Source organism: Paraburkholderia sp. GAS33, assembly GCF_050436645.1.
In the GTDB taxonomy this organism is placed as follows: domain Bacteria; phylum Pseudomonadota; class Gammaproteobacteria; order Burkholderiales; family Burkholderiaceae; genus Paraburkholderia; species Paraburkholderia phenazinium_B.
The window spans coordinates 660,509-685,724 of the sequence record NZ_JBNDMP010000002.1; the positions used below are offsets into that span (position 1 = coordinate 660,509).

Annotated in this window: 20 protein-coding genes; 11 read left to right on the forward strand and 9 right to left on the reverse strand. The window is 61.7% G+C overall.

What is annotated here, in order from left to right; all coding sequences use genetic code 11:
* Positions 1–400: 400 nt before the first annotated feature.
* The gene (locus tag P3T24_RS09250; protein ID WP_429433982.1) at positions 401–1,666 is read left to right on the forward strand and encodes a lactonase family protein; all 1,266 of its coding nucleotides are present in this window, start codon (positions 401–403) and stop codon (positions 1,664–1,666) included.
* 86 nt (positions 1,667–1,752) lie between these two features.
* Here the strand turns inward: P3T24_RS09250 and P3T24_RS09255 are convergent, their stop codons facing one another.
* Positions 1,753–2,598: a protein-L-isoaspartate O-methyltransferase family protein gene (locus tag P3T24_RS09255; protein WP_429433985.1), complete on the reverse strand. Its 846-nt coding sequence runs from the start codon at positions 2,596–2,598 to the stop codon at positions 1,753–1,755.
* A 136-nt stretch (positions 2,599–2,734) separates the two neighbouring features.
* The gene (locus tag P3T24_RS09260; RefSeq protein WP_429433987.1) at positions 2,735–3,979 is read right to left on the reverse strand and encodes a DUF1479 domain-containing protein; all 1,245 of its coding nucleotides are present in this window, start codon (positions 3,977–3,979) and stop codon (positions 2,735–2,737) included.
* A 94-nt stretch (positions 3,980–4,073) separates the two neighbouring features.
* Between P3T24_RS09260 and P3T24_RS09265 the strand changes: the two genes are divergently transcribed.
* Positions 4,074–5,045, forward strand: coding sequence for a helix-turn-helix domain-containing protein (locus P3T24_RS09265; RefSeq protein ID WP_429433989.1), 972 nt, complete (start codon positions 4,074–4,076; stop codon positions 5,043–5,045).
* A gap of 75 nt (positions 5,046–5,120) precedes the next feature.
* Here P3T24_RS09265 and P3T24_RS09270 read toward each other — a convergent pair whose 3' ends face one another.
* On the reverse strand, positions 5,121–5,597 hold the full coding sequence (locus P3T24_RS09270) for a DUF2501 domain-containing protein (RefSeq protein WP_429404382.1): 477 nt from the start codon (positions 5,595–5,597) through the stop codon (positions 5,121–5,123).
* A 474-nt stretch (positions 5,598–6,071) separates the two neighbouring features.
* On the opposite strand from P3T24_RS09270, the gene P3T24_RS09275 reads away from it, so the two are divergent.
* Positions 6,072–6,815, forward strand: coding sequence for an SDR family oxidoreductase (locus tag P3T24_RS09275; protein ID WP_429433991.1), 744 nt, complete (start codon positions 6,072–6,074; stop codon positions 6,813–6,815).
* Between the two features lie 787 nt (positions 6,816–7,602).
* Positions 7,603–10,305, forward strand: coding sequence for a TonB-dependent receptor (locus tag P3T24_RS09280; protein ID WP_429288291.1), 2,703 nt, complete (start codon positions 7,603–7,605; stop codon positions 10,303–10,305).
* A gap of 152 nt (positions 10,306–10,457) precedes the next feature.
* On the opposite strand, the gene P3T24_RS09285 is transcribed toward P3T24_RS09280, so the two are convergent.
* Positions 10,458–11,066 (reverse strand): MarR family winged helix-turn-helix transcriptional regulator, encoded by a 609-nt coding sequence (locus tag P3T24_RS09285; RefSeq protein ID WP_429433994.1) that lies wholly within the window; start codon positions 11,064–11,066, stop codon positions 10,458–10,460.
* A 1,004-nt stretch (positions 11,067–12,070) separates the two neighbouring features.
* Between P3T24_RS09285 and P3T24_RS09290 the strand changes: the two genes are divergently transcribed.
* From P3T24_RS09290 to P3T24_RS09315, 6 genes are all read left to right on the forward strand, one after another.
* Positions 12,071–13,120, forward strand: coding sequence for a LacI family DNA-binding transcriptional regulator (locus tag P3T24_RS09290; protein ID WP_429433997.1), 1,050 nt, complete (start codon positions 12,071–12,073; stop codon positions 13,118–13,120).
* Between the two features lie 128 nt (positions 13,121–13,248).
* On the forward strand, positions 13,249–14,334 hold the full coding sequence (locus tag P3T24_RS09295) for an ABC transporter substrate-binding protein (protein ID WP_429434000.1): 1,086 nt from the start codon (positions 13,249–13,251) through the stop codon (positions 14,332–14,334).
* Positions 14,331–15,155, forward strand: a complete 825-nt coding sequence (locus P3T24_RS09300; protein ID WP_429288287.1) for an ABC transporter permease — start codon at positions 14,331–14,333, stop codon at positions 15,153–15,155. Before P3T24_RS09295 ends, P3T24_RS09300 begins: the two co-directional genes overlap by 4 nt.
* Positions 15,156–15,244: 89 nt before the next feature.
* A complete protein-coding gene (locus tag P3T24_RS09305) occupies positions 15,245–16,180 on the forward strand; it encodes an ABC transporter permease (RefSeq protein ID WP_429434003.1) in 936 nt (311 codons plus the stop codon).
* Positions 16,177–17,232 (forward strand): ABC transporter ATP-binding protein, encoded by a 1,056-nt coding sequence (locus P3T24_RS09310; protein WP_429434006.1) that lies wholly within the window; start codon positions 16,177–16,179, stop codon positions 17,230–17,232. The genes P3T24_RS09305 and P3T24_RS09310 overlap by 4 nt, the downstream gene beginning before the upstream one ends.
* A gap of 27 nt (positions 17,233–17,259) precedes the next feature.
* Entirely contained in the window at positions 17,260–18,087 is an 828-nt protein-coding gene (locus tag P3T24_RS09315; RefSeq protein ID WP_429434008.1) for a phosphodiesterase, read from the forward strand.
* Here the strand turns inward: P3T24_RS09315 and P3T24_RS09320 are convergent.
* Positions 18,084–20,015, reverse strand: coding sequence for an extracellular solute-binding protein (locus P3T24_RS09320; RefSeq protein ID WP_429434010.1), 1,932 nt, complete (start codon positions 20,013–20,015; stop codon positions 18,084–18,086). The two genes, P3T24_RS09315 and P3T24_RS09320, sit on opposite strands and share 4 nt — an antisense overlap.
* A gap of 88 nt (positions 20,016–20,103) precedes the next feature.
* Complete coding sequence (locus P3T24_RS09325) at positions 20,104–20,595, reverse strand: DUF2569 domain-containing protein (protein WP_074264078.1); 492 nt, start codon at positions 20,593–20,595, stop codon at positions 20,104–20,106.
* Between the two features lie 172 nt (positions 20,596–20,767).
* Here P3T24_RS09325 and P3T24_RS09330 point away from each other — a divergent pair, with 172 nt between their 5' ends.
* Positions 20,768–21,973 carry an MFS transporter gene (locus tag P3T24_RS09330; protein ID WP_429288281.1) on the forward strand — a complete coding sequence of 402 codons (1,206 nt, stop codon included), beginning with the start codon at positions 20,768–20,770 and terminating at the stop codon, positions 21,971–21,973.
* 1 nt (position 21,974) lies between these two features.
* Here P3T24_RS09330 and P3T24_RS09335 read toward each other — a convergent pair whose 3' ends face one another.
* The 3 genes from P3T24_RS09335 to P3T24_RS09345 all read right to left on the reverse strand — a co-directional run bounded on the left by P3T24_RS09335 (position 21,975) and on the right by P3T24_RS09345 (position 24,986).
* Positions 21,975–23,018, reverse strand: coding sequence for a Gfo/Idh/MocA family oxidoreductase (locus P3T24_RS09335; RefSeq protein WP_429434013.1), 1,044 nt, complete (start codon positions 23,016–23,018; stop codon positions 21,975–21,977).
* Positions 23,019–23,093: 75 nt separating this feature from the next.
* Positions 23,094–23,891 carry a TIM barrel protein gene (locus P3T24_RS09340; RefSeq protein ID WP_429434016.1) on the reverse strand — a complete coding sequence of 266 codons (798 nt, stop codon included), beginning with the start codon at positions 23,889–23,891 and terminating at the stop codon, positions 23,094–23,096.
* Positions 23,892–23,966: 75 nt separating this feature from the next.
* The gene (locus tag P3T24_RS09345) at positions 23,967–24,986 is read right to left on the reverse strand and encodes a sugar ABC transporter substrate-binding protein (RefSeq protein ID WP_429434019.1); all 1,020 of its coding nucleotides are present in this window, start codon (positions 24,984–24,986) and stop codon (positions 23,967–23,969) included.
* Positions 24,987–25,216: the final 230 nt, after the last annotated feature.

Sequence of the window (25,216 nt, forward strand, 5' to 3'; positions counted from 1 at the left end):
GCTTTTCCCCCACCGCCGGTTGACCCGAGGCCCTGCTACCGCACGATAATTTCTCACACCCTGAAACGTTACAGACGAACATTTGCATTTCGTGACAACTGATCGTTTTTTCATACTTCGCGCAAAGACCTCGTCATCCGGATCTATTCAAAATGCATATTGAAGATTTCGATGCGCATCGATTCTGGGCACACGAGTTTCGTCATCCTAAAGGTTTCGGTTCACGCGCTCCAGCGGACGGCACTCGCCCCATTGCCACGATTTATTTTCCGTGAAACACTTCAACTCATCTGCCGAGTCGGACTCATGTCCGATATATCAGACGGCCGTGGGCAGACTACCAGTATCAAATACCGATGAAGCGTCGAGCGAATGTCGGTTATTACTTTGGAGACAAACAATGAGCAATATCGGGAATCTCGAGGTACCTAGTTCACAGGCGCGACGCGTTTGGCTTAGAAGCGTAAGTGCGCTGGCGGCCGCTTCCGCGATCGGGTCGATCGCGGCGACTCGTCCGGCACAGGCCGCGAGCAAAAGTGCCACAGCCGCCGCCGATAGCGGCAAGCCGTTGTTTGCGTACGTCGGTACTTACACGCCCAATGGCCTCGGTATCCATCGCTTCCAGGTAGACCGGAGTAGCGGCAAGCTCGAGGCACTCGAGCCCCTGCGTGGCGTCGAGAATCCAAGCAGTCTCCTTGTCGACCCGCAACAACGCTTCCTGTTCGCTGTTAGCGAGGTGAAGAACTTCAACGGCACGACCGACGGCTCGGTCAGCGCCTATGCGATCGAAAGCGGTACGGGCACGTTGAAACTGATCAACACGGTCGACTCGCACGGCGCCGGTCCGGTCTATCTGAGCTTGCATCCAGGCGGCCGCTTTTTGATGGTCGCGAACTACAACAGCGGCAGCGTCGCGGTCTTTCCGGTATCGAACGACGGCACGCTGGGCGAAGCGTGCTCTGTTCAGCAGCCGAAGGCACCAGCCGGTGCGCAGCACGCGGCGGAAGGTGTGCCTGGCAGCTTTGCCATCAGCGATCACGACGGCCCGCACGCGCATACGATTGTGCCTTCGCCGGATGGTCGATTCGCGATCTCAACCGATCTTGGTGTCGATCGAACGTATATCTGGAAGTTCGACGAAGCGACCGGCGCGCTGTCACCGAACGATCCGCCGTTCGTCGCCGCGTCGGCAGGCGCCGGGCCACGGCACCTCGCGTTTCATCCCAATGGCCGCTATCTTTATGAGGTCACAGAGGAAGCGTCGACGCTGGTCTGCTATGCCTACGACAGTGCGCATGGAACGTTGACGCAGTTGCAGTCGGTCTCGACGCTGCCGGACGCGTATCAGGGCACGAGCTTCGCGTCGGAACTTGTGTTTTCACATGATGGCCGGTTCATCTATGTGGCGAACCGGCTGCACGACACGATCGTGCAGTTCAGCGTCGCCGGAAACGGACATCTGCAGCGCGTCGGGGAAGTGCCTACCGGTGGGGACTATCCGCGTGTGATCAAATTCGATCCGTCGGGGCGTTTCATGTATTCGCTGAATCAGCGCAGTGACCATATCACGATCTTTTCGGTCGATAAGGCGAGTGGCAAGCTGCGGTTTACCGGGACGTATGTTGCGGTTGGGAGCCCGTCCGATATCGCCTTTGCAAGTGCATAGCGTTGCGGATTGGATCCCTGCTCGTTTAGCCCGCGACTTCGCCTTCCGGTCGTCGTCGCGTTATGAACTGGGTCCGATGTGGGATATCAAGCCGCGAAACCGTGCGGCTCTGACGTTGATAGCCACCAGTCGGTTCCCACAAACCACGCCGACGAATCAGCGGGCGTCTTCAATCTTAGCGACCTGACTGCCGCCATATCACCCGATTCGAAGGCGGCAACCAGAGACTCTCCGGTCGCATCATCGCGCGCCCCAATACACTCGATGAACATCGCACCGCAGATGAACTTTGCCGCGTATGAGTTGGCGTCCACGCGCGTCACGAGCAGCATGCCGCCGAGACCGCGGTTAGGTGTTAGTGGGAAGATGAGACGGCCACCCACGTTGAGCGATTCGAGCCAGCTGTTCAATGGATGCGTCGCGCCGGCGCTGACGTAAATCAGATCCGATAGCGGCAACACTGCTTGCGTTCCGCTTTCCTTGACGACCCGAACCTGCGCCAGGTGTGCAAGGTTCGAAGCTGCTTTCGTACTGAGTTCCGGGTCGATCTCATACGCCGCCACGCTCCCGGTGTGACCGGTGAGGTACGCGAGCAACGCTGTGTAGTAGCCAGTTCCCGAACCGATATGGGTGATGGTCTCGCCCGGCGAGATGGCCGCTGCGTCCAGACAACGTGCGTGGAGACTCGGTTCCCCGTTGTTGAGGCCCCGCTCGGTCTTGAGCCCGATCACAATGTCCTGGTAGAGAACGGCCGGGTCCGACGTTTCGGTCGAGACGTAACCCGACAGCGTCAATACATTCCACGGTCCAGGGCCCAGATGCCTCTCTCTTTCAATCGCAGCAAATGCCTCGCAGATTCTTGCGTCTTTGCACCCGGCCTTGGCTGTTACGTATCGCGCATAGAAGTCGCGAAGCGCTGCGATGTTTGTCATTGGACGGCTCTCCAGGAAGGGACCGCCATATCGTATCGCGGTCTGGTCTGGCGGTCACGAAACACTTGCCGTTCTCAACGCTGCAGCACCGGTAAGCTGCGTGCCCGCTTCGCGCGTACAAAACGCCCTTGCCCAACTACAGATCAAAGCCAAGTTGTGCCTTGCCTCGCGGCGTCAGGTCATCAGCCGTGGCGCGTCCGGTGAAATCAACCTCGAAATGGTCCGCGGGGAAATCGGGCGGACTTTCTCCCTTCATGAAGCTCGGCAACTGGCGCTTAAGGTACGCATCGTTTTTTGCGCACGCGGGCGCCGAGGGGATGTACATCACATTGCTATAGCCCGCGCCTTTATGCTCGTCTTCGACCGCATGGATGACGTCGCTATGCCAGAACACGGTGTCGCCCGCTTCCATTTTAGGAATCGACGACAGCGCCTCGAACAATGGCGCGTGAAATTCCGGCTTGATCGACAGCGCCCTCCCGGGCATGGCACCGCACAGGTCGTCCTCCGCGATATCGTCCTGAAGCGCCCGCAACAGGATGTACGCCATTGCGTTCGCGATGGGTACGAGTTGCAACGTGCCATCGCCCGGACCCTGCGGCGTCAACGCAGTCCAGCCCTGAAACGTGCGAAACATCGAACAAACGGCGGGCGAAGCGATCTCTTGCACATCGGGCCGGAACGCAGCGTCGAACGGATCGTAGTTGCGCCAGCTCCCGTCAAACACGTGGCGGTAAACTTTGCGAAAGTTGCTTTCGATCCAACGTTCGACCGACCCGCCGTCGCAATGCGCCGACAAACCAAGCGACGCGGAGCCTGGCGGCCTGCGACGCAGACGGTCGGCGTAGACGGGCACGCGTTCCGGATCGAAGTGCACGCGGCCTTCGCTCTCGTTGCGCCACAGCCGGTTCAGGAACACGCGCGCCGCAGTCAACGAATCCGACTGCCGGGCGAGTACCTGCGGCTTCGACCAGTACACGCCATAGATCTGCGGCTTGCTGGAAGCGAGCTGTCCGAAGTATTTGTCCTCCGCGCGGTTTTCCAGGCGCTTGTCGAGATGATTGCGCTCGACATACTGGGCAATCTCCTGGTCCCAGCCTTGCACCAGCGCACGGGGGAACACGTTGCGAATCACACATGCGCCGCGCGCCTTGACGATCGCGATCTGGTCGGCGGTGACGCGTTGTTCGGTAATGTCGGAAAACTGAATCTCGGGGATAACGTCCTCTCCCCGATCGCGCCGCCCTGCGATTCGTTTCGCCTCGGCGCCGATCGCTTCTTCGACCTCGGCGAACGCCTCGCCATAGTTCGGCAACGCCGCGCGCAATTCTCTTTTCGCTTGTCGAATTGCACCGGGCAAATCTTCGATTTTCAACGCCATGACTGTCTCCATACGGACCTGGTACGTCGAGAGCATATGACGGGGATGCGCGCCATGGTGATACTATTCAGGCAATTCATTTGCGTTTTCGGCCATGAAGCCAGCCTATGAGCACGTCGAGTTCGGCGAGGACTGTTCACTGCGGGTTTACCATCGGCGTCTGCCGCGTATTCCATTCGAGTGGCATCATCATCCGGAGTACGAACTCACGCTGACGATGAACAGTCACGGCAAGCGCTACATCGGCGACTCCGTTAGCGATTATGAGGCTGAGGATCTCGTCCTCGTGCCGCCGGATCTTCCGCACACCTGGTCGTCGAACCGTTCGATCGACGCTTCTTCGCCCCAAGTCGCTATCGTCATCTGGTTCGACGGCGATTGGGCGCGGCGCATGGCCGATTGTTGCCGCGAATATGAACCGCTACGCAAGCTGTTGCGCAGAGCCGCGTGTGGGCTCGCCTTCGATCCACCTGCTGGAAAAGCGATGCGTGAGCGCCTCGCACAATTGCTGTCGAGCGAGGCGCGCGAGCGCCTTGGCGCCGCCCTCGATATCTTGTGCACGCTCGCCGACGCGCCGGGACAGCCGCTCGCCTCGCCGAGTGCTTTCAATCAGGCGAACGCCGGCCCGTCTGGCCATGAGCCCGAACGGATTAACCGGGTTCTTTCGGTAATCGACGCGCGGTTTGCCGAACCGCTGCGACTCCCGGAACTCTGTGAGGCCGCTAACCTGTCGGAACGCACGCTTACGCGTTACTTCGTTCAACATATCGGTGAGAGCGTCGGACGGTATATCGCCCGGGTTCGTATCGGGCACGCGTGCCGGATGCTGGTTGACACTTCCCTACCCGTTGCTGTCATCGCCGCCCGTTCGGGCTTCGCGAACGTCGCCAATTTCAATCGGCAGTTCAGGGCTGCAAAACAAACGACGCCAGCCGAGTATCGACGGCGGTTCGCGGCCGCGGGCTCTGCGGATAAAGATGCGGCGGCCCGCTTGACCGAACGGTCTCCTTCGCTTCAAAGGAAGCGCAAATCAAACGCGGCGCGCAACGACAAAGAGACTGTTTAGCAGTACTTCACCTGGTGCCGGCGATCACTAGCGCGAGATTCTTTGATCAGGGCGAGCGAAACAAGCTCGCCATGCTTATAGCATCGACTTTCCCTGGTCGAGAATCTTGTCGCAGATCTGCTTGGTGAGCTGCTGCTTGACGCCATCGCCACCCAGGCTCAGCTTCTGGCCGTTACCTGTGTCCAGAATGCCGTTGGCGCCGTCGGTGTAGCCGCCATTGGAACTCGACGCGCCGCCTGGCAGCTTGCTCATCAGCGAATCTTTTACCGACGACGCGCTGCTGCCGCCCAGATAGTTATTCTTGATGCAGAACTGCAGCACGCCTGCGACATTGCTGCTGTTGCCGGATGTCACCGAACCGCCCGACAGCGCGCTACCAAGATCGCCGAGGCCTCCAGACGACGAGCCGCCGGTCAAACCACCCAGACTCGGCGACGAACCGTTGTTCCCTTGATTTAGCAGGTTGCCGAGTTGGGCGTGAACTGTGGACATTGGGATCGTCACGCCGATGAGCGCTGCCGCAACTACAACGTGATGCGTGCGTACTTTCATGGTTCCTCCAGAAGGTTCTATTTCCCGGCGTCAGCATCGCCGATGCTCCTTTAAGAATGCTATGTCGGTTTGGAAATTTCGGGAAGTTTTTCAGGGCAGCTATCGACTTTTGTGGACGCGCTCCACTCCCTCAACCAACCCTCCCGATCTCATCCAATTCACGTCCTTGTCATCTAGCACTGTTCGAATACCCCGACACCAATGGGGGGCGGCCACGATGGCACGCGCGTTGCCATGACCAACAAGGCCCAAACGCTCAATGCCGACGTGCTGGTGGGTTAGCCGTTCACGTTCGCATCGTTAAAGATCGGCCAGTACACGACGTAGGCCGGAGTGCAGCGTCTCCAACGAGATTTTCGCAAACCACGTACACTCTTTCGCGGCCGCGGTGGCGCATCGATCCAGGTCAGGCAGCACGTGCTGCCCTACTTTCGACGTCACCGTGCGGGATCTCCTTCTTACGAAACTTAAAGCATGGGAAACAATCAGCTTTCCAGCATCACTCTTCAAGGCAGCCGCATCGTCATAGCCGGCGGTACATCAGGAATTGGCTTTGCCGTGGCCGAAGCTGCGGCGAAGTCCGGAGCCGAGGTCATCATCGCATCGAGCAAGCCGGAACGCGTTGCGGCTGCACTGGAGCGACTACCTCAAGGCACACGTGGCGAGCCACTCGACTTTTCCGACGAGGCTCAAGTCAGGGCGGTTTTTGCGCGCGTCGGCGCATTCGACCATCTCGTCTACACTGCCGGCGAGACACTGCTCCTGCAAAACCTTGCGGAGCTCAGCATTGAAGCCGCGCAGCGAGCTTTCGAAGTGCGTTACTGGGGCGCACTCAAAGCGGTCAAGTATGGGGCTCCCCTCATTCGAGCGGGCGGCTCCATTACGTTGACAAGCGGAGTGGCGTCGTCGCGTCCGTTGCCTGCCTGGACCATCCCGTCGAACATCCTGGGTGCGATCGAATCGCTGACCCGTACCCTGGCCGTCGAGCTTGCACCGCTGCGTGTCAACGCCGTGGCGCCCGGTGTCTTGCGTACGGCGTTGTGGGACAACATGAGCGAAGCCGATCGCGAAGGTCTTTATGACTATATCGCCGAAAAGATGCCGGTACGAAGGGTTGGAGAAGCAAGCGACGTTGCCCAAACGTATCTTTATCTGATGCAACAGGGCTTTAGCACGGGACAGGTCGTCGTTGTCGATGGTGGCCACGTGCTGGTTTAACGGTCGGGGCGAACGCTTCGACGATCTCGGGCGGCGGACTCGTCCAGGCCGCCCGCTAAGGCATCTCTCGTAGCACGTCCGGTTGCTGCAAATTCAAATCCCCCCGAACCTTATCTGGTTCCCCGCGACGTCGCCCTCGACGTCGCCGAAGATATGCCACGTCCGATCTAGAACGCACTTCCAGAAAATGCATTTCCGAAAGAGTGGAATGCTCGCGAAATGTTGTTTAGCGACCCTTCATGTATTTCTTTTAAGCCATGGAATAATCTGGATCGAGTTTCGTTGCAGCCCTTCGTAACTTGCTCCCACTTCATAGGAACCGCCCAGCGAAGCTGGCTCGGCGCCGAAACCGTCGACTCCGCGACGCGCTCCCGGTCGAATCACATCAACCAATGCCCGTGCGAATTGCTTGTACGCGACAAACAAACGTCGACAAAAAATTATTGTGACTTGGTAAGGTCACGCAACTCATTTACGTGAAGCCTTCCAGCGAAACGCGACAGGTGTAAGGCCGCCGGCACGCGCCGTTGGATAGCCGTTGCGATGTCCTCGAAATCCGAGGCCAATCGTCGATACGACAATGACTACGATTAGTAGTCCGATTCAGATATGACTTTCAAATTCAAACTTATTGTGTCCGAAGCGCCGCATGTGTAGATGGCTCGTTGGCACACGCGCAGCGCAGGCAGGGATTCGGCGTATCCACGCCGTGGATCGCGAGGAGGAATCCATAAGACTTCTCCTCGCCAAACAATGTAGGCCATCACTGACAACTATGAGGGGTGAGATGAAACAACGGGCAATGGCGTTAGCCATTCGAAGAATCGTCTGGGCTGAGCTCGCACTGACGACCGCAATCGCCGCTCCAGCGTTTGCGCAAAGCCAGCCGGCAGCCACGGCAACGCCGGCCGCCACCGCGGCGGCTTCAGGCACGGCGGCGGCTGCCGCTCCCGCAGCGGCATCGGGCACGGCAGCAACGGCGACCAGCAAGAACGTCAAGCAATTACAGACGTTTCAGGTCACGGGCTCGCTGATCCGCCAGGCGGACAAAGTGGGCTTCCAGCAGGTTCAGGTGATCACCACGAAAGACATTCAGAACTCGGGGGAAAAGAGCGTCTCCGACTACGTACGCTCCATTTCCGCGAACTCGGCCAACAGTTGGGGAGAGTCCACGTCTGACAGCTTTGCTGCCGGCGGCGCCGGTATCGCACTGCGCGGCCTGAGCGAAAAATACACGCTGGTGCTCGTCGACGGTCAACGTGTTGCGCCGTTTGCATTCGCTGTCAACGGCACCGATCAGTTCTTCGACCTGAACACGCTTCCCATAGACGCAATCGACCGCATCGAAGTGGTGAAGACGGGCGCAGTGTCGCAGTACGGTTCCGACGCGATCGGCGGCGTGGTCAACATCATCACCAAACATGATTTCCAGGGCCTGCAGCTCGACGGAAGCTATGGTGGCGCGACACAAGGCGGCGGAGGCACGACCAAGTTCGGCATTCTTGGCGGCTTCGGCAATCTGACCTCCGACGGCTATAACATCACGGCGACCGCGAGCTACTACAAGTCGAACGGTTATACGCTGGCCGATCGCGACACGACAGAGAATCAGGACTTCAGCAACCAGATGTTTGGCGGCTCGGTCCAGCAACCGTCGTACTTCCTGAATCCCACTACCGGTGTTGCAACGCCGTTCGGCTGCGCTGGCGGCAAGATTGCTCCCGCTTCCTCCAGCATCATTGCGTCGCAAACCGGCGCGATCAATAGCGGCAATGTGTGCCTGAGGAATACGGCTGAAGACACGTCGATCGAGCCGATGACGGAGCGTTTCAGCGCCAAGGTTCACGGCGACTTCAAGATCAACGATACAACGACCGCGTACGCCGATCTGTGGGAAAGCAACAATACGACGACGACGAACGACGGCCCCGTTGTCCTTGGCAACAGCCTGCAGTTCAACCCGGTCACCAAGACCGTGACTCCGTTCACGGCAGTGGTACCGGCCAACAATCCGTTCAACACGACCGGCGTGGCTCAGGAACTGTTTGGCACCCTGCCGGGTACGTTCGGTTCGACCACGGATGCAAACTACTGGCGTGCGGCAACCGGCGTGAAAGGAAGCTTCACGACCGGCCAGGAAGACTGGGACTGGAACGCCGGGTACACGCATTCGATGAGCACGGTGAGCAACACGCTCGGAAACTATGTCAATCCGATCGCGTTGACCTCCGCACTGAACAACGGCACGCTTAACTTCGTGAATCCGTCGGCTACGCCTGGCGCCGTGAACAGCATCCTGACGACGGCGAACAACCTGGGCATTTCCAAGCTCGACGCGCTCGACGCAACGCTCGCGACACCGAACCTGTTCCATCTCCCGACCGGTGACGTCGGCCTGGGTCTGGGTGCGCAGTTCCTGCACGAAAGCGAACTGATCGAGGAAGGCGCCAACTACCTGAACGGCACCACGCTGGGACCGAACCTCCAGACGGTGGACGGTGAGCGCAACGTGGCCGCGGTGTACTACCAGGTCGACGTTCCGCTGATCAACAAGATGCTGACGTTCAGCCAGTCGGGCCGCTATGACCACTACAGCGACTTCGGCGGCGCGTTCTCGCCGCGTTTCGCCCTGCGCTTCCAGCCGATCCAGCAGTTCACCACGTACGCTTCGTACAACCGCGGCTTCCGCGCACCGGAGTTCCTCGAAAACACGAATTCGTCGAACATCGGCATCCAGCCGATCGGGCCGAATGGGCAGGACGAAAACGTCATCACCAAGGGCAATCCGAACCTGCAGCCGGAACGTACGAAGAACTACAACATCGGCTTCGAACTGTCGCCCACACGCACGACCGACATCGGCTTCGACTGGTACAAGATTCACGTCGACAAGGCGATCGGCACGCAGCTCGATCCAAGCGGCACGGTCCTGAACGCGGACGGTTCGATTGCGTTCGAGACCAACGAATACGAGAACCTCGGTTCATTCGATACGGATGGCTTTGAAATGACGTTCGCGCAATCGCTGCCCACCTCGATTGGTACGTTCAAGCTATCGGGCGATTGGGGTTATGTGTGGCACTTCAAGATGAGCGGCATCGGCGGCCTCGCTTCGACGGTCGACGGCGCGGGTAACGACCTGACGCTTGCGCAGCCGTTCGGCGGTTCGTTCCCGCGCTGGAAGGGCAACACGGATCTCTCGTGGAATTTCCACCAGTGGAATGCAGATCTCGCATGGCAGTACACCGGTCCGTACTCCAACGCGCTGGGTCTGAACTTCTCGACCGCGTCGTATAGCGTGTTCAACCTTAACGTGGCGTACACAGGCTTCAAGCACTGGACGGTCTATGGCGGCATGAACAACATCTTCAACCGTGCGCCCCCGTTCGATCCGGAGTGGCTGAGCCAGATCGACCAGACCGGCTACGACCAGTCGCTCTATACGTATATGGGCCGTTTCCTGCAGATCGGCGCGACCTACAAGTTTTAACGCGCATCGAATGTTTGAGTAGCCTTTCAAGGCCGTTCCGGTTTTCGGATTCCCCTCCCTTGTCACCGGAGCGGCCTGTTTTTTTATTATTGATGACCGTCCAGGCAGAATCCACCGCAACTCTGCACAAAAGCCGCAGCACGAAAACGCAGCTACCGGCAATACTCTCGCGAACATGGGAGCTCGACGAGGTCTAGCGAGTCCTTCCAGTATTCTTGCGGATTCATCCGGTCACTCTCGCTCGGCCGCCCCGCCGATTGATGCTCGATCATCTCGCAGTTCCCAATCAGGTCGGAGAGCATATCCACCAGTAGCTCTCTGTTGGTCTCATCGAATGTCGACAACGCCAGGTCGGCGACATCCCGGAGGATCATGGGCAGTCGACTGGCCAGAGAGGATCCGGCATCCGTCAACTGCAACTCGGTAACCCGGCGATCCGAGCCGGAGCGAATGCGCACCACCAGGCCCCGCTCCTCCAGCAAGGTGAGAAGCCGTGATGTTCTCGCCATCTCGGTGCCGCTGCTCTGCGCAAGCGTTTTCAACGACGCCGATTCGCCCGTCGAAATGAGAAACAAAAGAGTCGCCTGAACATTCGTAATGCCCAATTGTTTAAGCAGCTGCTTGTCCATCAGATTCGCTAACCTGAGTCGCGCGAGTCGTAGCAGGTGGCCAATATTTCTGGTCATCATGGCGACGTTAGGCTTCGCCGTGTCCTCCTGAGCGGATACCGCGCCAGACCCGCTTTCGTTTTCGACGTTCACTCACCCTCTCCTGCGCTCGACCACGGTAAATTCCCAACGGACACGCAAGTGCCGAACCGCCTCGCAATGATGAGGTGAGGTGTTAGCCTTCCTTGACCGGACGACCCAGCGTTGTCCACCTTGGCCCAGATTCCTTTCTGGGCCTCGTGGTAAACGGAGCGGCCACCGGCGCTATTCCCACCATATTTCGCAGTACTGTATTGCTCGGATATCTTCGCTTCGCTGCCGCACGAGGTGAGGTGGGTAGAAGTAGCGCCAGACATTACGCAAGCCTTTCGCCATTGACGTCCTTGATCGGCCGTTTTCTTGTCCATGTAGCATGGCAGGCGAGCGGAGATGGCGGGAGGCGTAGCGCTGATCGGAACAGGTAGCGCGATACTTGCCGAGCACCCGCAGGTATTCGGCTAACCACGGTTGGCGGGCACAGAATGGAATTAGCGGTGTTCGGCGGCTGTATGGAAGCCACTGACGCAGAGCGCGCCAGTCAAAAACTTCTTTGGTGCCGGGGACCGGACTCGAACCGGCAAGCTGTTAAGCGGCGGATTTTCGTCACACCACGTCTTTCGACGCCGACGATACCGGGCGGCATCCTCGTTCGTGCGCTGGACTATGCCTTCACCATCGCGGCTGAACTGTGCGGCAAAACCGCCAGCCCTCGCCGCCTAAGGCGCCCCCCGTCTAGTCTCTACACCTTCCGCACCCTCGCACTCATGCGACGGCGGGCTTGGCTCGGCGTTGCCTCGGTTGCGCGCGCAGCGCAAAACCAGGGGGTTCACCGAATTTGAGGGGTTCTGCACCGGCCGTTTCCGGTCGGGCACTCAATAATTTAAGTCCGCTATGTTTACCAATTTCATCACCCCGGCAGGGCGGACGCGATTCTACCATTGGGTCGCCGCCGCACCAAACCCGCGCCTTCCCATGCCTCCCGAGTCATCGGCGAGTCACAAAGCTTGCCGATAATCCGCTCGACGAAAACGTTTACAACCCGAGCCAAAACCATAGCGATGACCCCTACCATCAAGGATGTCGCGGCACACGCAGGCTTCTCGATTGCCACGGTTTCGCGCGCCATCAACGCGCCGCACACCGTGAATCCCGTCACGCTCGACAAGGTGCGCCAGTCGATCGACGCGCTCAATTTTCGCCCCAGCCCGCTAGGCCGCCAGCTGCGCGGCGAGCGCACCCGCCTGATTGGCGTCATCCTCCCCACGATCGCCAACCCGGTGTTCGCGGAGTGCCTGCAGGGCATTGACGACCTGGCCAGCGCACAGGGCTACCGGCTGATGCTGATGACCACCCAGTACGACGCCGAGCGCGAGCGCCACGCCATCGAGACGCTGCGCGAACACCGCGTCGAAGGCCTGGCTCTGACCGTCGCGGACGCCGATACCCACCCGCTGCTCGACGACCTCGATCGCGCTGGCCTCCTCTACGTGCTGATGCACAACGATACGGTACGCCGTCCGTCGGTGTCGGTCGACAACCGGCTGGCCGCCTACGACGGCGTGCGCATGCTGATCGCCCACGGCCATCGCCGCATCCTCATGCTGGCAGGCACGCTCGCCGCCTCGGATCGTGCGCGCCTGCGCCACCTGGGCTACGCGCAAGCCATGCAGCAGGCCGGGCTGACGCCGGCCCCGGCGCTTGAAATCGATTTCAACGCTGAAGAGCTCGCTCCCTCCGTGCTGGCCCATCTGACCAGCGGTCCGAACCGTCCGACCGCCCTCTTCTGCAGCAACGACCTGCTGGCGATGGTCGTCATCCGCGGTCTGCGCCGCGCGCGCCTGCAGATCCCGCACGATATGTCGATTCTCGGTTTCGACGGGCTTTCCATGGGCGAGTTGCTGCAGCCGCCGCTCGCCACCATCTGCGCGCCGAACCGTGAAATCGGCTGCTCCGCCTGGCGACGGCTGATGGCACGCATCGACGGCACCTACAGCGACACGTCCATATCGCTCACGCTGCCCCACACGTTGCGCGAAGGCGCCACGATCGCCGCAATCTCGAACACCAGCGAAACCTCGCGCCCGCGCTCGATACAACCGCTGGCGTAACGCACCCGTATCATTGATTTACCAGCACTGCGCATAGAAACAACACGCAGCACAGGCGCCTCACAGGCCCCGCTGCTGAAGCACGATTTAACAAACTTCTCGCTACCTTCCTTCCAAGGAGACCCGCTGTGACTCGCCGTTCCTCCTGTTTTGGTGCCGTCCTGCGTCAGTTGACCGGCAAGCTGACGCGCACCACCGCCACCGCCGTGCTAACCGCCTCTGCCCTGTTTGCCACGGCCGCGACTATCCTCGCCGCACCCGCCGCGGCCTATGCCGACGAGACTGCGATCTGCTACAACTGCCCGCCCGAATGGGCCGACTGGGCGAGCCAGATCAAGGCGATCCAGGCCAGGACGGGCATTCGCGTGCCGTTCGACAACAAGAACTCCGGGCAGTCCATCGCCCAGTTGATGGCCGAAGAAAAGAGCCCGGTGGCGGACGTCGTCTACCTCGGCGTGTCGTCGGCCTTCCAGGCAAAAGACAAAGGCGTGATCCAGCCATACAAGCCGGCTCACTGGGACGACATCCCTGCCAACATGAAGGATCCGCAAGGCTACTGGTTCGCGATCCACTCGGGCACGCTGGGCTTTTTCGTCAATAAGGATGCGCTCGAAGGCAAGCCTGTGCCGCGTTCGTGGGCCGACCTGCTCAAGCCCGAGTACAAAGGCATGATCGGCTACCTCGATCCGTCGAGTGCGTTCGTGGGCTATGCCGGCGCGGTGGCGGTGAACCAGGCGCTAGGCGGCAGCTTCGACAACTTCCAGCCGGGTCTGGACTGGTTCCGCAAGCTCAAGGCCAACGCGCCGATCGTGCCGAAGCAGACCGCCTACGCGCGTGTGCTCTCCGGCGAAATTCCGATCCTGCTCGACTACGACTTCGACGCCTACCGCGCGAAATACAAGGATCAGGCCAATGTCGAATTCGTGATTCCGAAGGAAGGCACGATCTCGGTGCCGTATGTGATGAGCCTCGTGAAGGGCGCGCCGCATGAAGCCAACGGCAAGAAGGTGCTGGACTTCGTGCTCTCCGACGAAGGCCAGAAGCTGTGGGCCAATGCCTACCTTCGTCCGGTCCGCGCCAATGCGATGAGCCCGGAAGCTGCCGCCAAATTCCTGCCGTCAAGCGAATACGCCCGCGCCACAGCGGTCGATTTCGGCAAGATGGCGGAGAAGCAGCAAAGCTTCGGCGAACAGTATCTTCAGGTGATGCATTGAACGACGTCACGTTTCCGCTGCGCTGGCGCATTGCGTTGATCGCGCCGGCGCTCGCAGTTTTCATTGCGTTCTGGCTGCTGCCGATGGGCGCGCTCGCGCAGCTGAGCGGCAACGGCCACGCCTTCGATACGTACCGCGCGATGCTGACCAACGCGCGCTACATGACAAGCCTCGGCGCGACCGTGCTGCTCTCGGCGGCGGTCACAGCGGCGACGTTGGTGCTGTCCGTGATCTCGGGCCTGTTGCTGGCGCGGCGCGAATTCCCAGGCAAGCGCACACTGCTCGCACTACTGACCTTTCCGCTGGCGTTCCCTGGCGTAGTGGTCGGCTTCATGGTGATCATGCTGGCGGGACGTCAGGGGTTGATCGGCGCGCTGTCGCTGAAGCTGACTGGCGACCGCTGGGTCTTCGCGTATTCGATGAGCGGCCTCTTTCTCGGCTACCTGTACTTCTCGATTCCGCGCGTGATCGTGACGGTGATGGCGTCGGCGACCAAGCTCGACGCCTCGCTCGAAGAAGCGGCCCGATCGCTTGGCGCGTCGCCGTGGCAGATCATGCGCGACATCGTGCTGCCCGCGCTCTCACCGGGACTGATCGCGGCAGGCGCGGTGTGCTTCGCCACCGCGATGGGCGCGTTCGGCACGGCCTTTACGCTCGCCACCGATATCGACGTCCTGCCGATGACCATCTACACCGAGTTCACGCTGAACGCGAACATGGTAACGGCCGCAGGGCTGTCGATTGTGCTTGGCCTCGTGACGTGGCTCGTGCTGGCGTTGGCACGTAGCGCCACCGGCTCGGCTGTCGCAGCGAGTGCTTAGCGCAGGTGCCTACGTGACGATGTGTACACGCCAGCCGCGTTGAACAAGTACCCCTTAGCTCTGCTATCAATCCGTATGAAGATACACCGATGAACTCCGTAACCGACACCGCCAGACCGCCATCCGCGCCACCGTCGGCGCCGTCGACCCGGCGCCGCACGCAGCCGCGCCTGTCGTCGCGCACGCTGCTCTCAGCCGGCCAGTGGCTCGTAACGCTGCTGCTGTGCGCGTTTCTGATCGTGCCGGTCGTGATGTCGATCATGGCCGGCCTCACCGTCAATTACTTCAAGGGTGTGTCGAGCGGCCTAACACTGCGCTGGCTGATCGAAGTGTGGACGCAGTATCACGCATCGGTGTTTCTGTCGCTCGAAGTCGCGGCGGCGACGCTCGTCATCACGCTGCTCACCGGCGTGCCGGCGGGCTACGTGCTGGCACGCAGCAAGACGCGGCTCTCGCGCATCATCGAAGAGTTTCTGGTGCTGCCCATCGCTCTGCCCGGTCTCGCGTCCGCACTCGCACTGCTGGTGGTGTACGGCGGCATCACGGTGTTCCGCATGAGCGTCGGGTTCATCGTCGTCGGTCACGTCGTGTTCACGCTGCCGTTCATGGTGCGCGCGGTTGCCGCCGTCGCTGCAAGCGCCGATCTGCGGACACTCGAGGAAGGCGCCGCGAGCCTCGGCGCGAGTTTTACGCAGCGCTTTCTGACCATCGTATTGCCAAACGTACGGCCGGGCATCGTCGCCGGTGCGCTGGCGGTGGTGACGCTCTCGATCGGCGAATTCAACCTCACGTGGATGCTGCACACCCCCGACACGAAGACACTGCCAGTAGGCCTCGCCGATACCTACGCGTCGCTGCGCATCGAGATCGGCAGCGCCTACACGATCCTGTTCTTCATCATGACGATGCCGCTGCTGGTCGCCATGCAATGGCTCGGCGTCGACGCCACTGGCCAGCGCAGCAGCAAGCCGAAACGCCTTAAGGCAGCTTCGCCACGTTCAACCCGCACCATCGACACGCCATGAAACTCGCTCCCGTTCCCATCACGCTGACGCAATGTGCCAAGACGTTTCGCGGCACGCGTGTGCTCGAACCGCTCGACCTGCAGATCGGCGCCGGCGAAACCCTGGTGCTGCTCGGGCCGTCCGGTTGCGGCAAGACCACGACGTTGCGCATGATCGCCGGTCTGGAGACGCCTGACGCCGGTGGCCAGATTGCCTTTGGCGACGAAGACGTCACCGCGCTGCCGATCGAGAAGCGCCAGGTCGGCATGGTGTTCCAGAGCTACGCGCTGTTTCCGAACCTCACCGTGCGCGGCAACATCGGCTATGGGCTGAAGATCAAACGCGTGGCAGCAGACATCGCGCGTCAACGCGTGGATGAACTGCTCGCGATGATGCGGCTCACCGCCCACGCCGACAAACCGATCGATCAGCTCTCCGGCGGCCAGCGTCAGCGCGTCGCGCTCGCCCGGGCGCTGGCGATGCAGCCGCGCGTGCTGCTGCTCGACGAGCCGCTCACTGCGCTCGACGCCCGCCTGCGCGACGCCTTGCGCGGCGAGATGAATACGCTGCTGCGCGAACTCGGCATCACCACCGTGTATGTGACCCACGATCAGGCCGAAGCGATGGAACTGGGCGACCGGATCGTCGTGATGAGCGCCGGCCGCATCGAGCAGATCGGCACACCGCGCGATATCTACTACCGTCCGGCGAATCGCGCGGTGGCGCAGTTCGTCGGCACGATCAACCGCCTCGCCGGCGAGCGGCGTGAAGGCATGCTGAGCACCACAGGCGGGGCGGTGCCGCTGCCATTGCGCAGCACGCCTGGCTCGGCGGCAGCCGGAGAGAACGAGCTGTTTTTCCGGCCCGAAGACGCCTACCTGGCCGATCCGGCCAGCGCCCATCTGCGCGGCACCGTCGAAAGCGCGGCCTTTCTCGGCGAGCGCACCCGTCTGACGATTGGCGGCGCGGCGCCCGATGCCCTGATCGTCGACGTGGCTGGCCGTGTCGAACTCGCGCGCGGCACGCCGGTCGGCATTTCGATCGCCCCGGAAGCGCTGATTGCGCTATCTTGAACAAAGCGAACCTACGAGGACATTCCCATGTTGCTAGCCCAGATCAGCGACCTGCATATCAAACGGCCCGGCGCGCTCGCTTACCGCCGCGTCGATACCGGCGCCGCACTCGCCCGTTGCGTTGCGGCGCTCAATGCACTCGAGCCGCGTCCCGATGTCGTCATCATGACTGGCGATCTCGTCGACAAGGGTGACCCGGAGCAATACGAACATCTGAAGAAACTGCTCACGCCGCTCGAGATTCCGTACTACCTGCTGGTCGGCAATCACGACGACCGTGCAGCCCTGCGCGACGCCTTCAGCGACCGTCCCGAGTTAAGCGCGGGCGGCGACTTCGTGCAGTACGCGGTTGATATCGGCCCGCTGCGCCTGCTGGCGCTCGATTCCATCGTGCCCGGCGAAAGCGGCGGCGATCTGTGCGAGGCGCGTCTCGAATGGCTCGCCGGTCAACTGGAGGCTGCGCAAGGCAAACCGGTGATCGTCGCCTTGCATCATCCGCCGTTCGATTGCGGCATTGGTCATATGGATGAGATCCGGCTCGAGCCGCAGGCGGCGCAGAAGCTGGCGACGCTGATTGCGCGCTATCCGAATGTCGAGCGGGTAATCTGCGGGCATGTGCATCGCCCGATGTTCGTGCGCTTCGGCGGCACGATCGCCTCAGCGGTGCCGGCGCCTGCGCACCAGGTGGCGCTGGATCTGCGTGAGGAGGCGCCGTCCGCGTTCATGCTGGAGCCAGCCGCCTTTGCCCTGCACCACTACGACGCGGCCACGGGACTGGTGACGCACCACGCGTATGTGGATCGCTCAGAGGGGCCGTATCCGTTCTACGAGCCCGAAGGCGCGTTGATCGACTAGGCGCCATGCGGTTTGACATACCAGTAGTCGATCACCCAATCCACGTCGCGATAGGACTTCGGCAAGGTCGCAGGCCAGCCGAACGTCCTCTTGTAGGCGATGCGCGCGTTCGGCGCATAGAATTCCGGCACCACATAATATGAATTGATCAGCACGCGGTCGAGCGCGCGGGTGGCCGCCTGCAGATCGTCGAGCGTCTGCGCGGACAACGCGCTCTGAATCAGCGCGTCGACGACCTTGGAGCGCACGCCCACGGTGTTTTCCGATCCTTCCTCCGCGGCCGCCGCACTGCTGAAGCGACGCAGCAATTCGACGCCAGGAACGCTGACTGGCAGATAGCCGCCAGTGGTCGTATCGAAGTCGAAGCTGTCGAGCCGCTGCTGGTACAGCGCGCTATCCACCTCGCGCCATTGAGTCTGGATGCCCAGCGTATTCAACGCCTGCATGTAGGGCAGTAGCAGACGGTCCATGCCGGGTTCGTCGTCGAGTACCTCGATCGTCATGGCAGTGCCATTGGCGTCGCGCAACGCGCCGTCGCGGTAGTGCCAGCCGGCCTCGCCCAGCAGGTCGCGCGCCTCACGCAGATTGGCCCGCAGCGAGCTGGGGGGCAGCGTCGACGGCTGCTTCAGCATCGGCCCGAACACGGCCGGCGGCAAACTGGCGCGATACGGCTCGAGCAGCGCCAGCTCTTTCGGACCGGGCATGCCCGTGGCGCCGAACGAATCCGGGTCAAAGTAACTGGTCGAGCGCCGGTACTGGTCGTAGAACATCATCCGGTTCATCCACTCGTAATCAAACGCGAGTGTCAGCGCCCGACGCACTCTCACGTCCTGAAACATCGGCCGCCGCACATTGATCAGGATGCCTTGCATATACGCAGGCCCGTTGGGAAACGTGCCTTGCTTCAGTTCGCCAGTGCGAAACTTCTCTCCCACATAGCGGCGCGCCCAGATGGTGGCGCTGCCTTCGACGTTGACGTCGATGCTGCCGGCCTTGAAGGCTTCGAGCGGACCGAAGTTGTCCAGAAAGAGCTGGAACGTCACGCGTTCGAAACGGAACATGCCGCGCCGCGACGGCAGATTCGCGGCCCAATAAGCGGGATTGCGCCGGTAAATGATCGTCTTGTCGTTGATACGCCGTTCGATCAGATAGGGACCGCTCGCGATCGGCGGCACGTTGGCGGTCTGTTCGAAAGTCACGTGTGTGCCATCGGGCCGCATGCCCCACTTCGGCGAAAACACCGGCAAGTCACCTGCGATCAACGGCGCGTCCCGTTCAGGACGGGTGAAATCGAAGCGGATCGTCGACGGGTCGAGCACGGTCGCGCTTTTGATCACCGCAAACTGGGAATTGAACAGCGGCGAAGCTTGTGGACTTGTTAGTATATCGAATGAATATTTGACGTCGGCTGCGGTGATGCGATCACCATTGGAAAAGCGCGCCGCGGGATTGATATGGAAGGTCGCGGAAGTGAAGTCCGGTTGCACTTCGACGTCGTCCGCAATCAGCGGGTATTCCGATGCCACTTCGTCCCAGCTGCGCTGCATCAGCGTATCGAACATCAGCTCGCGAATGTCCGGAGCGGGCGCCCCGCGCAACAGGAACGGATTGAGCGAATCGTAGCTCTGCAGCTCGTTGTAGTTGCCGAACTTCAGCGTGCCGTCAGCGGGCGCATCGGGGTTGGCGTAGTCGAAGTGGCTGAAATTGGCCGGGTAGCGCGGCTCGCCAAACTGGGCGATCGACGGAGTGGCGTGAACGGGCAGCGTGACCAGAGCCGTTGCCGCCAACGCGGCCAGTATCGCCGGCGTGCTGCGCGGTACGGCTCGCCACGCCTGAAACAACCGGGGGAACCACGCACGACGACGTGCTACAGCGGCGTCAGGATGCTTCGGGATGGCATGTGGCAACTTCAACGGCACGGGCTTCATCAACGGTCCACGTAGAACGGTGGACGCTATTGTACGAGAGGGCCGTCTGGAAAATATTAGCTTCGCGGATGCGCCTCAACCCCGGAGGTCAGCGCGCGATAAAGGTGTTGCGTACCCGCCGGCTTCGCCTGACGTACGGAATCCCGAGCGCCGCTGCTACAACGGCGATTTCGAAGCCGTCGAACGGAATCGCGACGTCGATCGCAATCGCGTGGGTCATGTGGTCGCCTACCAGATACGCAATGGTGCGCATCACGACGATGGCGAGAAGCCATGCCTGCAGGTGCACGGGAAAGCGCACCGAGCGCCGCCACGCAAGCAAAAGCAGCCAGCCCATACCGGCCACGATGAACACGCCGGTCGCGACGTCCATGCCGACCATTGCGATCACGGCGCGATACCAGCCGTGCGTTTCCGGCCGAACGAACACCGCGAGCAATTCCCACTCGAGCATCATCTTGAGCGGATCGTGCAACTCCACGATCGTGGCGGCCGTCATGGCCACGAGTCCGAGCATCGCCAGCAGCAGCCAGCCGCCGAAGCCCTTCGGTTCAAGTCCTGCAAATCGCTGCGTTTTCATGGTCTGTTGCGTCGAAGATTGCCGATTGCCCCGTCGCGGGGCCGGGGGATTGTACGGATCGAAAGCGAACGGGCATCTCATTTTCATGGGATCAGCACGATCCGCCTCGCTCCGGTATGATCGGCGGGCTTGAGGAGCGTCTATCCTGACGCTCCGTCGAAGGCCCCCGCTCATGTCCACGACCGATTCCGCCTCACCCGCCGCCACTGAACGCTCGCTGCGTGGCCTGCTGCTTCTGCTTGCCGTCATCGCCGGCGTCTCCGTCGCGAATATCTATTACAACCAGCCGCTGCTCGACAGCTTGCGCGAGTCGTTTCCGCGTAGCGCGTCGTGGGTCGGCGTGGTGCCGGCCGCCACCCAGCTCGGCTACGCGGCCGGCATGCTGCTGCTTGCGCCGCTCGGCGACCGCTTCGACCGGCGTCTGCTGATCCTGCTGCAGATCGCAGGCCTGTGCGTCGCGCTGGTGGTCGCCACCACCGCACCGACTCTCGCGGTATTGATCGGCGCCAGCCTCGCGATCGGCGTGCTCTCCACCATCGCGCAGCAGGCCGTGCCGTTCGCCGCCGAACTCGCGCCGCCCTCCGGGCGTGGTCAAGCGGTCGGCACGGTGATGAGCGGGCTGCTGCTGGGGATCCTGCTGGCGCGGACCGCCGCCGGCCTCGTGGCCGAATATTTCGGCTGGCGCGCAGTCTTCGGCGTTTCCGTGGTGGCGCTGCTGGTGCTGGCCGTGGTGATCCTGCTGCGTCTGCCGAAGAGCCAGCCGACTTCAGCGCTGCCCTACGGCAAACTGATGGTGTCGATGTGGCATCTGATCGTCGAACACCCGGGTCTGCGCGAGGCTTCGCTTACCGGCGCATTCATGTTCGCGGCGTTCAGCATTTTCTGGTCGGTGCTGGCGCTGCTGCTGGCAGGCGCGCCGTTCCATCTCGGGCCGCAGGCTGCGGGCCTGTTCGGGATTGTCGGCGCAGCGGGGGCCATGGCCGCGCCGCTGGCGGGCAAGTTCGCCGACCGACGCGGACCGCGCACGATCATCACGCTGTCGATCGGACTCGTCGCCGTATCGTTCGTCGTGTTCGGCTTGTCCAGCACGAGCATCGCCGGGCTGGTGGTCGGCGTGATCATTCTCGATGTGGGCGTGCAGGCTGCGCAGATCTCCAACCAGTCGCGCATTTACGCGCTCTCACCCGACGCCCGCAGCCGCGTGAATACGGTCTACATGGTGGCGTACTTCATCGGCGGCGCGGCGGGCTCGGCGGTCGGTGCCGCGGTCTGGCCGGTGTTCGGATGGGTGGGCGTGAGCATCGCTGGAGTGGTGTTCGCGGGACTCGCGACGTGGAATCATCTGCGCCAGCCGCAGCGCCCGGTTGCGGACGCTTGAACTACGCCTGCGACCCTTCCGCTACCCGCACGGGTCGCTTCTCCTCTACCGAGCGCACGCAGGCAAGCGCAATCGCCAGAGCGGCGCGCGCATCTTCGCCACCTGGCGCATCCTCGCTGAGACGGCCGCTGCCCTTATCCGAGCGAACCGTCTCGACAAACGCTGCCAGTTGCGCGGTGTAGGCGTCGTGAAAGAGGTCGACGTTTAGCCGAACCGTTGGACTGCTCACGCCGTCTACACCGAAGCGGGTCATATTCGAGCGGCGTACGTCGCCCATCGTGACCATGCCGCCCTGGCCGAACACTTCGCCGCGCACGTCGTACCCGTACACTGCCTGGAAGCTCGCCTCGACGCTCGCCATCGCGCCATTGTCGAAACGCAGACTGACCAGCGCGGTATCGAGCGGCCCGCGCGATCTGAAATCCGGCCGCACCATCGCATCCGCAAGCGCATAGACCTCCGTCACCTCCGCGCCGGGATTGAGGAACCGCAAAGTGTCGAAATCGTGGATCAAGGTCTCGAAGAAAACGGCCCACGGCGGCACCCGCGAGGGATCGGCAAGCTCTGGGTCTCGCGTCAACGAACGCAGCAACTGCGGCGTCCCCAGTTCGCCGTCGACAATTACCCGGCGCGCGTCGGCCCACGCCTTGTCGTAGCGCCGGTTAAAGCCGATCTGCAGTGGCACGCGCGCCTCGCGTGCAGCAGCAATGGCACGGTCCGCTTCGGCGATCGACAAGGCCATCGGCTTTTCGCAGAACACCGCCTTACCCGCTTTCGCAGCCGCCACGATGAGCTCGCTGTGAAAGCGCGCCGGTGAGGCGATCAGCACCGCGTCGATGGTGGGATCCGTCAGCAGTGCGTCGGGATCGGTCGTGGCGAGCGCACAGCCCAGTCTGTCCGCCAGCCGCTGGGCGGCACCGGCAGCCGGATCGGCAATCGCCGCCAGTTGCGCGCCAGCGAGACGCCGCGCCACGCTCTCCGCATGAAACGAACCAATTGCACCTGCGCCGAAGAGCCCGATTCTGACAATGTTATCGTCATTCATTTTGCATTCCTATTGATTGAGCCTGGAATTTCTCTGTGTGTCCGCGGCGCCGCCGGGCGCCGTTACAAAACACCGTTACTTGATGCGAGACTTGTCTGCAGACACGGTGAACGCCTCGCGGAAACGCCGTAGCGCAAGCTCGTCGTCGCCGCTCGCCCACGCCTCGAGGCCGATCGTGCCGCGATAGCCGCGCGCCGCCAATGCTTCTGCAATCGCGGGATAGTTGATCTCGCCGGTGCCGGGCTCGCAACGTCCGGGCACATCGGCGACCTGAATTTCGCCGATATACGGCAGCGCACGCCGCACCAGCTCGATCAGGTTACCCTCGCCGATTTGCGCGTGATACAGATCGAGATTCAGGCGCAGGTGCGGACTATCGACCGCTGCCACCAGCGCAAGCGTATCGGCCGCTTTGGCGAACGGCACGCCGGGATGGTCCACCGCCGTATTCAGGTTCTCAAGGCAAAACACCACGCCCGCCCGCTCGCCCAGCGCGGCGATGCGGCCAAGCGAGCGTTGCGCGGCAAGCCACATCGCGCCGCTCACGACCGGCGTCGGCTTGACGGGCAAGCCTCTGCCGTCCAGACCTGTGCCGTGCAGATTGAGACGCGGGCAGTCGAGGCGGCGTGCAATTTCGATCGACTGCTCCGCGCTCTGCAACAGCGCATCGACACCCTGCTCGCTGATGAGATCGCCGCTGATATAGCCCGTCATCGAGGAAAAACGCGCACCGCTGCGCGCGAGGGCGTCGATATCGTGTTTGGTCCAGTCCCAGATCTCGACCTGAAAACCCAGTTCGGCGAGATTGCGCACGCGCTCCAGCATCGGCAGATCGCGAAAGACCATCTCGGCACATACAGCCAGTTCAAACATATGCAGTTCTCCTTGCAAACGTCAGCTTCGACTCCCAACGGCCACCCGCGTCCCGGGCACGACGGCTCGCGCCGCTCAGCGATACTGTCCGGTGTATTTTTCAACCACACCGAGATTGGTCCGCGTGACAAAACTCGGCCCCGTGGCGACGCCATGCGGGCCGAAATGCGGTACGAGCCCATACTTCTTCAGGCGATTCTGAAACGCCGGATCGGCTACCAGTTCCTTGAGCGCACGCTCGACGTCATGCGTGTTGTCGCGCTTCATGAGCGCCAGCAACGCCACCGGAATGTAGCCCTGCAAGTACGGCTGCTGATCGATCGCGAACGCCGCGCGACCGTCTGAGATCGCTTTGTCGACGGCCGGCGTCATATCGAAGGTAGCGAAATAGATGTGCCCGTTCAGGCCGAGCTTTTCCACCGCGCGCAATGAAGGATCGGCCGAGGTCGGACCCAGCGCAAGAACGGCCTGGGTGTCCGGCTTGCGGTGCAAGGCGGCGAACACGCGATTCTCGACTTCGATAGGATCGTTGCCGGAGTCGAGCGTCGATGTCTTGAAGTCCGCGCCGATCGCGTCGCCAAAGCCCCGGCAACGGTCGAACGAGATCGGGTTCGTCACGTTGTTGTTTACACACAGGAAGCTCTTTACGCCCGCCGCTTTCGCCAGTTCGCCCGCGCCCTTGCCGGCTTCATATTCGCTTTGTCCCACGTGCAGCAGCGCGCCGACCGCGGCACTCTGCTCGCTCGTGCCCGAGTTGAACGTAATGACGGGAATTCCCCGCGCGACGATCGCCTTGATCGGCGCCTGCACCACGTCGACATCGGGAATGCTGGTGACGACGCCATCGTATTGACGGGCCGCCGCCTGTTCCAGCAGGTGTTTCATGTCGGCGAGATCGCCGTTGGGCGGATTGCGGTAGTCCACCGACACGCCGAAATCGTCACTGGCGTCTCTCATGCCGTTCTTGACGACGTTCCAGAACGGATCGGCGTCGGGGGCGTGCGAGATCATCACGAAGTGCGCATCCGCCGCAAAGACCTGCGCGCAGAATGCAAGCGCCGCCAGGACGGCGACGCGGCTTGCGAGGTTTCTCATGCTTGTCTCCAGATCTTGTTTTGTGGGTGCGTGTGCCGACGCCGCTGGTGCTGACCGGCGTTGTGACCGCCATGACATCCTAGGCCGAGGTCTGCCGCGCAGGTCACTATCGATATGACCATTATGGTTATATTTATTTTTATCAATGATTTATGTGATAACCAAGCGTACCTCGCCTGGCCCGGTCCTGCTAGACTCACTAGCGCCGCAGCTACGCGCCAGACGGGGAG